12 protein-coding genes and 1 tRNA gene are annotated in these 15,041 nt (G+C 43.5%); 8 read left to right on the forward strand and 5 right to left on the reverse strand.

Features of this window, described 5'->3' with window-relative positions:
- Window positions 1–142: 142 nt before the first annotated feature.
- The 7 genes from HHJ06_RS05715 to HHJ06_RS05745 all read left to right on the forward strand — a co-directional run bounded on the left by HHJ06_RS05715 (window position 143) and on the right by HHJ06_RS05745 (window position 8,422).
- Window positions 143–1,435, forward strand: a complete 1,293-nt coding sequence (locus HHJ06_RS05715) for a hypothetical protein (RefSeq protein WP_215428392.1) — start codon at window positions 143–145, stop codon at window positions 1,433–1,435.
- 21 nt (window positions 1,436–1,456) lie between these two features.
- Window positions 1,457–2,899: a radical SAM/SPASM domain-containing protein gene (locus HHJ06_RS05720; RefSeq protein WP_215428393.1), complete on the forward strand. Its 1,443-nt coding sequence runs from the start codon at window positions 1,457–1,459 to the stop codon at window positions 2,897–2,899.
- Window positions 2,900–2,936: 37 nt separating this feature from the next.
- Window positions 2,937–3,983 (forward strand): hypothetical protein, encoded by a 1,047-nt coding sequence (locus HHJ06_RS05725; protein WP_215428394.1) that lies wholly within the window; start codon window positions 2,937–2,939, stop codon window positions 3,981–3,983.
- A 79-nt stretch (window positions 3,984–4,062) separates the two neighbouring features.
- Window positions 4,063–4,743: a carboxypeptidase-like regulatory domain-containing protein gene (locus HHJ06_RS05730; RefSeq protein WP_215428395.1), complete on the forward strand. Its 681-nt coding sequence runs from the start codon at window positions 4,063–4,065 to the stop codon at window positions 4,741–4,743.
- Window positions 4,744–4,881: 138 nt separating this feature from the next.
- Window positions 4,882–5,619 carry a hypothetical protein gene (locus HHJ06_RS05735; protein ID WP_215428396.1) on the forward strand — a complete coding sequence of 246 codons (738 nt, stop codon included), beginning with the start codon at window positions 4,882–4,884 and terminating at the stop codon, window positions 5,617–5,619.
- Entirely contained in the window at window positions 5,616–7,073 is a 1,458-nt protein-coding gene (locus tag HHJ06_RS05740; protein WP_215428397.1) for a hypothetical protein, read from the forward strand. Before HHJ06_RS05735 ends, HHJ06_RS05740 begins: the two co-directional genes overlap by 4 nt.
- Entirely contained in the window at window positions 7,055–8,422 is a 1,368-nt protein-coding gene (locus HHJ06_RS05745) for an O-antigen ligase family protein (RefSeq protein ID WP_215428398.1), read from the forward strand. The genes HHJ06_RS05740 and HHJ06_RS05745 overlap by 19 nt, the downstream gene beginning before the upstream one ends.
- 59 nt (window positions 8,423–8,481) lie before the next feature.
- On the opposite strand, the gene HHJ06_RS05750 is transcribed toward HHJ06_RS05745, so the two are convergent.
- A tRNA-Glu gene (locus tag HHJ06_RS05750) sits at window positions 8,482–8,557 on the reverse strand.
- Between the two features lie 88 nt (window positions 8,558–8,645).
- On the reverse strand, window positions 8,646–10,055 hold the full coding sequence (locus tag HHJ06_RS05755) for an alanine/glycine:cation symporter family protein (protein ID WP_215428399.1): 1,410 nt from the start codon (window positions 10,053–10,055) through the stop codon (window positions 8,646–8,648).
- A gap of 364 nt (window positions 10,056–10,419) precedes the next feature.
- Here HHJ06_RS05755 and HHJ06_RS05760 point away from each other — a divergent pair, with 364 nt between their 5' ends.
- Window positions 10,420–10,830, forward strand: a complete 411-nt coding sequence (locus HHJ06_RS05760; RefSeq protein WP_215428400.1) for a GNAT family N-acetyltransferase — start codon at window positions 10,420–10,422, stop codon at window positions 10,828–10,830.
- Window positions 10,831–10,966: 136 nt separating this feature from the next.
- Here the strand turns inward: HHJ06_RS05760 and glsA are convergent, their stop codons facing one another.
- The 3 genes from glsA to HHJ06_RS05775 form a co-directional block, all read right to left on the reverse strand.
- Window positions 10,967–11,908: a glutaminase A gene (gene glsA, locus HHJ06_RS05765; RefSeq protein ID WP_215428401.1), complete on the reverse strand. Its 942-nt coding sequence runs from the start codon at window positions 11,906–11,908 to the stop codon at window positions 10,967–10,969.
- Entirely contained in the window at window positions 11,901–13,469 is a 1,569-nt protein-coding gene (gene gadC / locus HHJ06_RS05770; protein ID WP_428994124.1) for a putative glutamine/gamma-aminobutyrate antiporter GadC, read from the reverse strand. Before gadC ends, glsA begins: the two co-directional genes overlap by 8 nt.
- A 478-nt stretch (window positions 13,470–13,947) precedes the next feature.
- Window positions 13,948–15,018 carry a hypothetical protein gene (locus HHJ06_RS05775; protein ID WP_215428403.1) on the reverse strand — a complete coding sequence of 357 codons (1,071 nt, stop codon included), beginning with the start codon at window positions 15,016–15,018 and terminating at the stop codon, window positions 13,948–13,950.
- Between the last annotated feature and the right edge of the window lie 23 nt (window positions 15,019–15,041).

Here is a 15,041-nt window from a genome sequence, read left to right on the forward strand (position 1 = left end):
GAGAAAGATTGTAACTAATTAGGGATTATTTTCTAAAATATTTTAATATTTTTATTGACGTGTATTGTATAATATGATAAGAGGAGTTAGTTTTGTGGGAGAAAAAGAGTTTTCCGCAGATAAATAAAAATAGTGAAGATTTATGAATATTTCATCAAAAACAGTATTTTTGGTTAGTTTAGTATGTTTCTCAGTTTTTTCTTCGGCTTTCGCTTCTGGCTTTTCTACCTCGAAAAGTTTTCTTTGGAGTGGGAGTCAAAATCATTTTGAGGGAGTAGGAGTCAAAGGGAATGTAGAGATTTTTGAAAGAATTGGAAATCTTTTTTTGGGGAAAGATTTAAGCCTTCCTTTATATGTAGTTTTTAATTCTCAAAACAAATTTGTATCACCTCATTTAGGAAGAGGATGGCGGTTGCCTTTATTTGAATCAACAATTGTTCCTAATAATGAAAATAGTTATAAAGTAAACATGCCAGACGGTAGAGTACTTTTTTTCCGCCAAAGTAATCAAAATAAAGATAAATTCATCGCTTCATCTGTTTGGAGTATTATTAGGAAAAAAGATTCTTTTCTTGTAAAGTCCATTGACGGTATTAAATTAACTTATAGAAAAGGAAGATTGGAAAAAATGGAAAAGGATGGAAAAAGAATCTTTTTTACTTATGAGGAGGGGAGACTTCTTCAACTTGCCGATGATTCTTCTGTTCTCTTAAAAGGAAAAATTAATAATAATAAATTAATTTTTAAAGGAAAACATCCTAATATGGATTATACTTTTACTCAAGAAGAGGTTAAGGAAAAAATTAGATTGGTGCAAAAAAAATCTAAAAAGGAGGAGGAAGAGAAAATAAAATATATGGAGAGAAAATTCAATTTTCTTGCTAATGTAAAAATCGGAAAACAAGATGTGTTAAAGTACACTTATAAACAGGAAAATCCTTTAATTTCTACTTTAAAGATCCATAATATTCTCAGAAATAAGGAACGGAAGATTACCTGGGATTTTCAAACAGGAATTATTAGGGAAGACGATGATTATAAATATACTGTTAAATTTCCTGCTAAAGGCCTCTATGCTGCTATAAGTCGTATAGGAAATTTTTACCACCAGAAAGAATATTGGTATAAGGATACCGAAAAAGGAAAAGAAATAACCCTTCGAGCGGATGGTGTTACCGTGGAACGTACTTGGTTCACTTCAGGAAAATTGAGAGGATTAACCAGATCTATAACGTTGTCATTAGGAAAAAAGAAACATTGTGAAGAATATTCCTACGGAGATAATGGACGTTTAATGAGAATACTTGTTGATGGAAAAGAAACCTTTTTTATTTATGATGCGGCCGGTTCATTAGTAGCTCTAGTCACAGATGGAAAATTAGTGAAGGAATATTCTAAAAATGCTTTAGAATTTGCGAAAGAATATTTAAAATAGATCTTAATAATACAAATAATTATGAATACTCAACTCAAGGAAAAGCAGTTTTTTCCGAGTACGAAAGTGCTCCCTCCTCCTTATCACACATTGGAACATAATGGTGTTTATTTTGTTTATGATACTTCCAATTGTGTACTTTTTCGAGTGGACCGTCTCACAAAAGAATTTTTAGATTTTTGTCTTAAGTACCCTTTCGAAGAAGCCAAGAAAAGATTTCTTAGAAAAAATGGTAGTGATTTAGAGATATGTGAAAATATTTTTAATGAGGTGGGAATCATGGCGCAGAAGGGTTTATTTACGCAACCAGATTATACATTAACTCCAGAAAAATTTCAGCACCTTCTCGATGAAAGATATACCAGAGCTTGGAACAAGTTGGAATTGGCCCTTTCTGAAAGTTGTAATCTTGCTTGTAAGTACTGTTATTGTGCAACTTCCCGAGATATGCCGAGTAAAGGATTAATGACGGAACAGGTGGCACGTATGGCTATTACTTGGTTGTTTGCTTTCAGTGGAAAGAGTGAACAAGTATCCATTACTTTTTTTGGTGGAGAGCCTCTTTTGAATAAACCTGTCATCCGGTTTTCCTTAGAGTACAGTCAGCATCTGGCAAAGCTTCATAGTAAAAAGGTATTTTATTCCATGACTACAAATGGAACTTTATTAGATGATGAAATTATTGGTTATATTAAAAAATACAATTTTGGATTAATGGTAAGTTTAGATGGTCCACAAAAACTTCACGATAAGCAGTGTCCCACTCAAGGGGGAAAAGGATCTTATGAGATGGCTGTGAAAGGAATTAAACGATTAATGGCAAGACGCAGAGCGGTTACTGTCAGAGGAACCATGGTCCATCCTTTACCGGATATGATGGAACTCATCAAATTTTATGAAGATTTTGGTTTTACCCGTATTGTTTTAGGAAAAGCTATTAATGCTGTTAATGCAAGCCCTGTTGATTGTGATAATTCCGATTTTGAAGAATACTTCAAGCAAGAAGATAAAGTATTGATTCCTTGGATTTTGAATAAACTAGAAAATGGAGAAAATCCAAAGTACTACCCATACAATAATATAGTAAGAGATTTAGAAAATGGAGGATTTTCTCCAAAAGTTAGTCCTTTTCATTGTGGTGCTTGTCGTGGTACATCAACAGTTGGAGCAGACGGTAAGCTTTATCCTTGTCACCGTTTTGGTGGAATGAAGGAATGGCAGATTGGTGATATTTTTGATGGGCCAGATTATAATAAATGTAAGGAATTCTGGAAAAAATATTATAAGATTATTTCCCAAAAATGTGCATCCTGCTGGTTATGGTCTATTTGTAAAGGACCATGTCCATGGGAGATTGCCAATGCTGATGGGACATTCCGTGAACCCGTTTTTTGCGATCGCATGGAACAATTCGTAAAAAAATCATTTTATGTTTATTATAAAAAATCTCTATTTAATAAATGAGAATTATTAAAATTAATCTATTTCTAATTATAAATTTATGAAGCACTCCCAATATTTGAAATTTTTGACGAGTACATCTCGCATGGGTAGAGGTGAATTTATTAAGAGTTGTACAAAATTAATCACAGCAGGGATAGTTACTCGTTTTACGCTACTGGAAGGAAGAGTTTTTGCCTCACCTGAGGATCATGATCCATGTAACACTTTTTTCGGTGAGCAGGACAGTTGTAATAGACAGAAGCAGGATGAGTGCTCAGGGGGGGGTATTCCTGAATTAGATGTCTGTGATGATTCTGATGCAGATTATTGTCCTGGAGGAGCTCAATCAGGCGATGCTTGTCCTCCATCTGGTAGTAAAGCAGAAGATGATTGTGCTTCTGGAACAGTAAGTAATGATATTTGCAATGAACAAGTTGATCCAAACTCAGATAATTGTGAGGCCATGGCAGAACCAGATGATGTGTGCGCCGATATGAAGCCGGAACATGATGATTGTGGAACAGGGAAAGAACCGGAAGATAAGTGCCCTCCCAATGGAGGAGAGGCCGCCGGAGATCAGTGTCCTGGAGGAGATCCTAGTGTTGATGTGTGTGGTGAAGGTGGAGAAGGAGATGAATGTGGCTCAGGAAGTTTCGGAGGTGAAGATGATTGTAATTCCAAGGAACCGGATGAATGTACGTTGATTGATGATGATTCTTGTCCGGATGGCACGAATACTTCAGATGGGGCTGGGGGTACAGATAAATGCGTAGGAATGCTGGGATCTGATCAATGTACTGATGGAACGGATGCTACTGATGTATGCACTGGAACAAGTTATGGCTTATATGATACATGTCCAGGTGGTGGTCATGATGTCGATAAATGTGACAGTACTAGTGATGATTATTGTGATGGAGGAACGGCTACTACTGATGTATGCGATGGTACTGATCGTGATGATTGTCCCGGTTGTTTATCTAGTACGGACGTTTGTTCCAAAGAAGTAGATCCTGTAGAATGTGCGATGATTGATATATGTGCTGATAAAGGGTATGACACATGCACTTCAGAAACCCCAGATTTTCCTTCTAATCCGGAATAATTTATGATACGAAAATAATTAGTGCTTAAACATATTTTTTGCCTTAGGGTACTTATTACTAAATCTAAATATTGAGGAGATGAAAACTACATTAACTTTATATATACTCTCTGGAATGTTGTTATTGAGCGTATCGCATTCCATTGCGGCTGATGTATCGCTTTCTGCATTAGCTAAAAAAGAAATTCAACGGTCACTTTCACAGGAAATGAAAGATGTTTTTTCTACCATGCGATCTGCTGAGAATATTCAGAAAGTGGAAAAATTACTAAATGATCGTCTATTTCCTTTACTTAAAAATGATACTATTACCATCAAAGGTCAGGTGACAACGGAATCGGGAGATCCTGTTTCTAATGCAGAAATCCTTATTTCTGAAATTAGGAATCCTGCCTCGGAAGAATTACATCGGGAGTACATTCCTCGAAAATTCAGGGTAAAAACGAATGAAGAGGGATATTATGTAATTAATAATCTACCTATATATGACTTTTATAAATTGGGTATTTTTATGATTAATAATATTTCGCCAAAACCTAATTTTAAGTTGTCTGTAAGTAGTGGGAAATATCAACCTGTCGAAAAAGAATTTCTTTCTGTGAATCGTCAAGTTTTAGCCTTAACTATGGAGATGCTGGATATACTTTATTATTTCGCTGATAAAGAAGGAAAAAATATTCCAACTGTCAATAAAGATTATAAAATCCCTTTTGAAAATACATTAGACACAATTACCATGGATGTTATTCTAAAAAAGTAAGTAATTAAAAGAAATAGTTTGTCCGTTAGATTGAATATTGTAAGGATTTTTTTTATTCTTCTCTATTTTTTCCTTACCGAGGAAGGAGTAAGCCGAGAGGGGACATTATCGTATTTTTCTTTGCCTACCGTCCCAGGCATGACGCGAGCCGATTTTTATTGTTATCAAGGCGCTACTTCTCCTCAAGCAATTTTGATTTTAGTGCCTGGTTTCAATGGTAATGGAAAAACATTGGTTGCTGAAGCAAAATGGCAGAATTATGCTGTTAAGAATAAATTGCTTTTAATCGGTATCTCTTTCGCTTCAAAAATTGAAGATATTCAAAATGGAAAGGGGTATTATTATGTAGAAAAAGGATCGGGAGAAATATTGCTTGCATTTCTTCGCAGATTGTTATCGAAAAAACGACCACTTTATATGTATGGCTTTTCTGGGGGAGCACATTTTGTATCTAGATTTGTAGAATGGGCTCCCTCGGAAGTAAATGGATGGTGTGCTTATGCTGCTGGATGGTGGACTTCTCCCTGTAAAAGGGGAAATACTCCACCTGGAATTGTTGCGTGTGGTGATAATGATTATAGATTGGGGTCTTCTTTCTGTTATTTTAAGGAAGGAAGAAAGATAGGACGACGATGGTTATGGATTAATATCACTGATGTAGGACATTCACCTTGTTTAGAACTGGATGATTTTGTGAGAGATTATTTTGAAGTTCTCATAAAAGAATATTCTATTCCGCATATTTCTGTGTGGATTGATATAGAAACAGGAGAAAAAGTATGTAAAAAGTTTTTAAAAAAAGTTCCGTCCTTAACTGGATTTCTACCTAGTGAAACCCTTATACCAAAATGGAAAAATTTAAATAAATCAAAATGAGAATTATTTTTAATATAGTTTTTTATTTTTTTTGGTTAATGGTTTTATGTCAACCAATACTCGGTGACGATTTTTATTCTATTGGTTCTGTTCAGCACTATACTGTGAAAAACAAAGGAGGGGTTTCTTTTGTCCGGCTCGTTAATATTGCAAAGAATAAACAAAGCAGATTACCTTTGCCATTTATTGAAATGAAAGTTAAAACTGCTAAACGTACTCTTTGCTCCACTGTTATAGCGAAAGCATATTTTTATGATTCTTCTAAAAAATTTACTGGTTTATTTTCCATTCCTTCTAGTGTAAAACGATCAAATTTTGGTAGCTACGCAATTCCAACTTTTTTTGAAGCAAATATTGAGGAGAGTCTTTTTTTTGTTTTCCCTGAAAAATTGAGGAAAACTAAGAATTTGTATATCGTTCTGGTTTTTGGTGATAAAGAAGGTGTTAGCGCTATGGTTTATCCACAGGGAAATCCTCAGCAATTTTCATTTCCGGAAAAAATATATCTCAATAGACAACCTAAAAAAGAACGAGAAGAGGCTTCTAAACCATTTGTAGAGCGCATTTTTACTATTAGGAAGGGAAGCCAAAATCAATTGACTCTTTTTTTATTACCTAAATTGAACCAAAAAAAAATAGCTGGAGTATTTGCTGCTTGTCTTCTTGCTAATAATGTAGAAGAAATAAGAAAAAGAATTATGTTTACAAAAAAAAGTGACGAACTTTTTGCCATTATGGAATATTGCAAAAAAAATAATCTCGCTTTGTTATGTTGGGGGGCTCAGACAATGTGGGACAAGAGAAGAAGTTGGGACGAGATTAATAAAGATATTTATAGAGATTATGATCATGGTTTTGATCATGTGGCTCAGGCATGGGAAAGGGGAGTAAACCAGCTTTGCGGTGAATATCAAGTGCCTAAAGAAGGAGGATTTTTACTTTGGGGAACTTCTAAAGCAGCGCAGTACGCTATGCGTTTAGCTATGAGATGTCCCAAATACTTTCATGCTGTATATGTTCATATTCCTAGCAGTTTTGATAAACCTGTTCTAGAAGGGAATAATATACTATGGTGTCTTACTACAGGGGAACAAGAATATGGATATGAACGGAGTTTACGTTTTTTCCAGCAATGTAGAGCTTTGGCTTATCCTATTGTTTATAAAGCTATTCCTGGATTAGGACATAGAGACCATCAAGGATGTAGAAAATTTGGATTCATATTTTTCGATTATGCTTTGACTCTTTGTACTACTAAACAGAAAAGGATAAAAGATGGCGGATTTGATAAAAATTTGGGGTTATGGAATAAAGAATTCGTCCATCCTCCTTATTGGGGAGATGCCATTAATCAAAATATATTTTCTGCGGAAAAATTTTATAGTATGTCTTCTTCATATAGAATTCCACTACCCAATGAAAAGCTTGCAAAAGAATGGAAACGTCTCAAATAGCAGAATATTTCTACAATGGATTGTGGAGACTGGATTTGGGATTAGGAAATCCTAATAAGACTGCAGCTTTATTAGTTCAATGCGCTTTATTATCAATTGCTTTAATAAAATTTGGGAAATGGGGAAAGTGGGTATCAGTGATTTGTTTTTTGGGGAGTGTTATTTGTATCTTTCATACGTTTTCAAGAGGAGGAATATGTGCACTTTTAGTAGGATTAACTATTTTTGGTGCATTTACATATCATAAGTTCAGTTGGAAGGAATGGAGATTTAAATTTATAATAATAATTAGTCTATTTACTTACTGTATAGTACTTGGAGCTCAAAAAAGATATGTACATGGTTTTTTTTCCGAAGACAGATCTATTACGAATAGATTATCTATTTGGAGAAAAGTACCTGAAATGATAGCAGATTCACCTTGGGGGTGGGGAGTAGGTGAAGCTGGAAATGCTTTTATGAAATGGTATCAGCCCGCAGAATCCAGTGAACAATATAGAACTCTTGTCAATTCTCATTTTACTTGGCTTGTAGAAATAAATTGGATTGGTAGATTTGCTTATATTTTATTATGGATACTAGCAGTAGGAGTATGTTTACCATTTGGAAGCTCTCGAATTAATCCTATACCTTTAACTGTTATTGTTTCTTTTGCTGTTTCATCTTTTTTTAGCTCAGTAGGAGAATCGTTTGTGTTATGGATTATTCCGTGTATTTGTTTAGGAAGAATGATTTTATTTAGAATCACAAACAAATTTCCCTTAAATAAATTTTTTATATTGGGCACGAGTTCTGCTTGTTTTTTGCTTATTATTTTTATTGCTATATTAAATTCTGACTCTTATGTAAAAAAAGAAAAAAATTATGTCAAAATAGGATGTGAAGAGACTGGTGTTCCTAGGATTTGGATTGTCTCTGATTCTCTTATTTTCGGAAATAAGTTATATATGTCTTCATTAAAGGATATATTTAAAGATGACTTTATTAAAAAATATGTTTCTATTGGTATTTGTGAATCTGTATCTAATATTCCTGAGAATCATAGATGTCAGTGTCTCCTTTTAAGTGGTAATTCGTTATTGAAAGAAGAACAAAAGATCAATAAAATAAATCCTGAAACACTTATTGTGTTTTCTCCGCAATTTAACCCTTTAGAAATTCCACTATGTCATTCCCATAATAACAAATTAAAGATTTTCATTGGAGAGTTTTCAGAGTCCGAATATCTTTCTCTGTGGCAGGAATTACCTAATTGCTATAGGCTTGAGGGAGTCGGGGATTATATTCCTGATTTAGGAAATTTTTTAATAAATATTATCCACTGGAAGAAGAGTGACATCCTTCCGTAAACTAAAATAGAAAAAGCCTGATAAAATCAGGCTTTTTTCTTTCCACTTCTTCTTGGGAGTGGCATCGCGTACGGGACTCGAACCCGTGTTGCCCGCGTGAAAGGCGGGAGTCCTAGACCGCTAGACGAACGCGACTTTTAGGTTTGCAGGGACTGCGCGGCAAAGTAAATACCACCGGAGGCCGAAAGGCAAGAATTATTTGAATCTGAATTGAAAAAAATCGTTATTTGCCTTCCGGAATGTGGGATTCGTCATAATCGTCCAGCCTGTGCTGCCAGAGGTAGTACCGCGTTTGCTGGACAAGCACTCCGGAAAGGGCCAGCAGTGAGATGAGGTTGGGAAGGGCCATCAGGCCGTTAGCGCAGTCTGCAAAGACCCATACCAGGTCTATCTTGGAAACGCAGCCGGTGAAGACCGCCGCCACCCAGATGACGCGGTAAGGCGTGATCAGCCGGATGCCCCCCAGGTATTCCAGGGCTTTTTCACCAAAGTAGGACCAGCCCAGAATGGTGGAAACCACAAAGGTGACCAGGCTGACCGTCAGGAGAGGGGAGCCCACATAAGGGATTTTACTGAATGCCAGGGTAGTGAGCCGGGGGCCGTCACCGGACGAGATGTCCGGATGGGCCAGGATGCTGGTAGTCAGCACAATGCCTGTGAGGGCACAGATGACCACGGTATCCCAGAACGGGCCGCTGGAAGAGATGAGCGCCTGCCGTACGGGGTTGCGGTTCTGGGCGGCGGCGGAGGCAATGGCGGCGGAACCCAGCCCGGCTTCATTGGAAAAGAGGCCGCGGGCCACGCCGGTCCGCATGGCCGTCATGACGGCGGCGCCCACTACGCCCCCGGCAGCGGCTTCCCCGGTAAAGGCGCAGTCCAGAATGTAACGGATGGCCGGAAGAATGTAGTGGGACTGCACGGCCAGGATGTAGACGCAGCCTATGATGTAAATGACTGCCATGAACGGGACGAAGAAGGCGCATACCTTGGCAATGCTCCGGATGCCGCCCAGCATCACCAGGGCCGTCAGGATGGTCAGCACCACAGCCGTTCCCCAGGAGGGAATGGCAAAAGCGTGGTGGAGCTGTTCCGCTGCCGCGTTCCCCTGCGTCAGGTTGCCGATGCCGAAGGCGGCAACGGCCGTGAATACGGCAAAGGCTACCCCGAGCCATTTGCATTTCATGCCGCGTTCCAGCACAAACATGGGGCCTCCGCTCATGTTGCCGTCCGGGTTTTCCACGCGGTACTTGATGGCGAGCAGCCCTTCCGAATACCGTGTAGCCATGCCAAGAACGCCCGTCAGCCAGCACCAGAAAATGGCCCCCGGCCCCCCGGCGGCAATCGCCACCCCCACGCCGATGATATTGCCCGCGCCAATATTGGCGGCCAGGGCCACCATCAGGGAACTGAACGGGGAAATGTCTCCCTTATCCGTATGGTCTTTCACAAAATACAGTTTCAGGGCCTTGAGCAGGTAGCGCTGCGGAAAACGCAGAATGATGGTCAGGTACAGGTGTGTGCCCAGCAGCATGATGAGCAGAGGCCATCCCCACAGGAAACTGCTGAAGGCGGACAGCCAGGACGTGAGCGTGTCCCCGGTCTGGAAAAAGGCGTTTTGCAGGGCTTCAAGCATACCGGAAAGACTCTAGGGAAAAATGTTGTGGTGGCAAGTCCTTAAAACACGGGAAGAGCGCGGGAAAACAACTCTGCGGCTACGGAAGAGGGGAGAAGGAAAGCTTTTTACCAGGGCGCGTGGTTAAGCTTCCATGAAGAAAAGTCCGGACTTGTCCGGGACCAACTGCCATTTGGCCGGCATGGAAGAGCGCCACAGGCGCCTCTGCCACTCCTTGTGCTGTTAATGAAGCACAAGGAGCGGCACATAGTTGCTTGTCTCCGGGGCCTGTGGACTTTATCATGAGTCCCATGAGGAGAGCTGTAAATGGCATTGTCTATTGCCTGGACTGTGCTGGCCACTCACCCTGCAACCAAGCGGAAAGATGATTGTTTTTACGGAAGAAAAGAAGTTTACCCGGGAAAAAGTGCAGGAGCTGTTCCTGTCCGTGGGATGGATTTCCGGCCAGTATCCGGCACGGCTCTACAAGGCCCTGATGAATTCGTCCACCGTGTTTACCGCGTGGGACGGCGACCGCCTGGTCGGTCTTGTGCGACTGCTGGACGACAGTGAGATGGTGGCCTACATGCACTATGTCCTGGTGCACCCCGACTATCACGGCAGGCGAATTGCAGGAAAAATGATGGAAATGGTCAAGGAGAAGTACAAGGACTACCTCTATATTGAAATCATGCCTGAAGAGAGCAGGAACGCCGCTTTTTATGAAAGGCACGGTTTCCACGTTATGGAAGACGGCGTACCCATGCAGCTGTGCAACTTCTCAAACAGGATTTAATGTCTATGGCCCGGCAACCGAGTTCCGCCAGGCGCAGAAGGCACCGCCTTGCGTTATTTTCACATGGCCGGGATACAGTAAACCCGCGGGAATCCTTTCGGATCTTGGCTCCGCGGGTTTACCTTCTCATCCCGGATCAGCTCCGGAAAAGGTTCAAATTCAATTCTTTAATAATGGATTGAAGAGCCGCCTGGCCCTTGACGGTGTTGCCGGCGGGGTCCAGGGGCGGGGAGAAGGCCGCCATGGCCAGCTTGCCGGGAGCTACGGCCACCAGGCCGCCGCCTACGCCGGACTTGGCCGGAAGGCCGGCCTTGTACATCCAGTCCCCTGTGGAATCATAGAGGCCGGACATGCACATTTCCGCCAGAATGGGAGGAACGTTGACATCCTGAACCACCCGCTTCTTGCTGACGGGGTTGACGCCTCCGTTGGCATAGCAGGCGCCCATCAGCGCCAGCTGGGAGGTGGTGATGTTCAGGGAGCACATGCGGGTGTACAGGTCCACGATCATGGGCGGCGTATTGTAAAAATAGCCGTAGCTGTCAAGCAGCCATGCAATGCCGCGGTTGTGCTGGTTGGTGGCGCTTTCCGACTTGTAGATCTCCTGGTTCACGGTCAGGGCCGTGTTGGCGAAGTTGTTGAAATTATGAATCATGTTGGACCATATTTCATCGGAGTCTGAGCCGTTGACCAGGCTGACCGTCGCCATGGCCCCTGCGTTGACCAGGGGATTGAGGGGCTTGCCGCCGTGCAGTTCAATCGCCATGACGGAGTTGAAGGGCTCCCCGGTGGGGTCTGCCCCGATCTTCGTGCGGAGCTCCTTCATTCCGATCAGGTCCATGACATAGGCCAGGTTGAAGGCCTTGGAGATGGATTCAATGGCAAAGGGCGTGTCTGCGGAACCTGCGGTCAGCAGGTCCCCGTTGACAGTGACCACGGCAATCGCCAGCAGGTCGGAAGGAACTTGGGCCAGAGCGGGAATGTAGGAGGCGTTTTTGCCTCCCTGGACGGTTTTGGCGTAGGCATACGCATTGTCCAGAGCCGTCTGTATTTGTTCATTGGAAGGGACGTTACTCATGGGATATGGGATGGATTGGGGTTACTGTAGGATGGGTTCCATTGGTTTTTTCCCATCCGAAGGGTTCGAAGGCGTCTTCAGAATCCACAGGCCGCTTCCAGGAGGGCTTGGCCATGGCATGGATGATGAAAGGAATGCCGGCGAAGATGAAGGTGCCTACCACCAGAAGCATAATATACATCGTATTGCTGCCCACGGTAATCTGGTTCGGCGGGATGAAGCTTACCAGGAAGGCCGCCAGGCTGGCCAGGAAGCCGAGGCCGCCGACAATCCACATGCCGAGGGTCTTGCCTCCGGGAATGCGGAAGGTGCGGGGCGTATTCGGTTCCCGGTAGCGCAGATAAATGCCGGAGGCGAACATCAGCATGTACATGATGAGGTACAGGATGATGGTAAGCTGGGAAATAATCTGGTAGGCGGACTGCACGGAAGGCATGATCACGAACATGATGGAAAGCAGGGTGACGATGCAGCCCTGAATGAGCAGGATGCCCATCTGGACGTTGTTCTTGTTCCGCTTCTGCATGACGGGCGGCAGGTTGCCGGCCAGGCCTACCTGGTACAAGCCTTTGGAAGGACCTCCTACCCACGCCGTTACCTGGGCCAGAACGCCTACGGCCAGGGCAAGGGCCAGAATCCAGTTCATCCAGCCAAGGCCGAAGAAGCTAAAGTAACTGTCATAAGAAATCAGCAGGCTCTGCACCAGGTTGATCTGGGAGTTGGGAATGATGAAGCCGATGGCCAGCGTGCCCAGAACGAAAATGAGTACCGTGATGATGGCGGAAATCAGAATGGCCAGCGGATAGTTGCGGCCGGGGTCATTCACGTCCTTCACGTGCACGGCGGACATTTCCATCCCTGCATAGAACAGGAAGATGCTGGCGGCCAGAACGAGGTTGTTGAAATTGCTCATGTCCGGTATCAGCTTGTCCCAGCTCATGTCCAGCAGAATCGGGTTACCTCCGGCCCAATAGCTCAGGCCCAGCAGAATCAGGATGGCGCCCGGAATGATGGTGCCGATGATGGTGCCCCACTTGGTGACGCCTGCGGAAGTCTTCATGCCGCGCAGGTTGAGCAGGGTAGCCGCCCAGTACACGCACAGCACCACGATGAGCACATACCACTTGTTGGCGGCAAGCGCTTCATCCCATCGCTGTCCGGGTCCCATGAAAGCCAGGGAGACGGCGGCGAAGGTCAGGACGGTCGGGAACCAGATGGTACTCTCAATCCATTGCAGCCAGATGGCCAGGAACCCCCATTTCTTGCCGAAGGCTTCACCTACCCAACGGTAAACGCCGCCTTTCTGCGGCCATCCGGTGGTGAGTTCCGCGGCCACCAGGGAGACGGGCACCAGGAAAAAGACCGCTGCAAAAATATAGTAAAAGACGGAACTGAGTCCGTACGTGCTTTCCGCAGGCATGCCGCGCAAGCTGACAATGGCGGAAACGTTAATCATGGCGAGCGTAAATACCCCCATGCGAAGGACGGATTTTACCGCCGGAGCGTTATTGGTTGTAGCGGGACCTGTTGGAGAGGTCCCTGATTGAGTCGTATTGTTCATTGGTTTATTCCGGGTTGAGAATTGGGACGGCGTATCGAAATGCCGACACCGGCCTTATCTGAACGACCATCAGGAAGGCTCTTTCGTTGAAGGGATGGTGCAGATAGGGCTGCCGGAGTCTGTCTTAACGGCGGCTACCGCTTTCCGGACGGGATGGGAAAGCCGTCCGCTTTCATGCCGGCGCTTTTTGAGCAGCAAAGCAGGAGAATATGGCAGAGCGCCCGGAATGGGTAAAGGAGGTGGTTTTTCCGCCTTTCCGGAGGGAGTTTAGTCGATACCCCATGCTACTATAAAGTAGCAAGCCGTTTCCTCTTGGTGGGAAACGGCCTGCGGATGGTAGGGCCATGGTGCTTGCAGCAGGTAATTTCCGGTGTTCCGGAGAGTTGCTGGAGTGCAGGCCCGTCAAAGGCTGGAATAAATGTCAATGGGGATACCTTTTAACAATAGGTGGAACAAGGCTGCATCCCTTCCTGTGTTCCTATGATTCCGGTTGTAATTTAAGAAGGGTGTTCAAATTGATGGCGGCATTCAGGGATACTGATTTGCCTGAGATGGCTTTTCCCAGATTCTTATTTCCAAAATATTGGGATGATTTTATTCTGGTCCATTCCTGATGAAACTGCTGCATCAATTTTTGGTAAGCGGGCGCCCAGGTTTGAAGCATGTATTCGGAGTCTTCTTCAGACAGGGAACTTCTGTTGAGCAGGGAGATTTGAAACCCAAGGGAATCAAATAAGGTGGCAAGGCCCTCTTCTTCTGCTTCCGCCGTGTTCCGGTCCGTGATCCCGGCGGCGGCTTTATTCAAACGCGTAAGAATTTCTAGGATGCCATCCATGATCTTGCGCGGACCGGGATGTGCGCTAAGCGCTTCCATGAGCTGCGCCTCCTTGCTCCCTTTCTGCGCGCCCTCCCGGAACAGGCGCCTGGCCGCATCCATGTCTTTTTCACGGTACATCGCAAAAAAGCCCTGGAGCAAACATGGGTATCCCTTATTTTTCTCAAAGGCGCTGATGATGTACTGGTCGGAAAGATAGGCCTTGTGCTTGTCCAGATGGCCCTCAAGGATGGAGCGCTTTGTTTCAAGCATGAGTTCGAATTCATTTTCCAGCAGGTTTCTTCCCTGCAGGCCACGCAACTGGTTCAAAGTATCCTTGAGCTGCTGATTAACTGCTGCCAGGGCGCCGGACAATTCTTTTGCTTCATCTTTCGTTGCCTCGTACTTTGCGGGATTGTTCCGGATACTGTCCGCCAGAATAACATTGTTTAGCACGGCGCGTTCCCAGAGAAAGGAAATTTCCTCTTCCTTGCTTTTCCCGGTTTCCGGTGTTGCGATGGAATCAAGAACGGCTTTCAATTGTTGGCAATCCTGCAAGATATTACTGGCCAGCAAGATACCGTATTTGAATGAGGAAATGTCCGTTCCAGAGGCGTTTTGTCCGGGAGCGGGCGATTTTTCCCGTACAGGTTCCGCAGTCTCCCGGATGAGGGAGCCATGGGCTCCGCTCATCCATAAGATGCATGTCAATACAAACAATTTTGATAAATACATATAATAGATGTTATAAAATAATC

This window comes from Akkermansia muciniphila (assembly GCF_018709685.1).
Classification (GTDB): Bacteria; Verrucomicrobiota; Verrucomicrobiia; order Verrucomicrobiales; family Akkermansiaceae; genus Akkermansia; species Akkermansia muciniphila_E.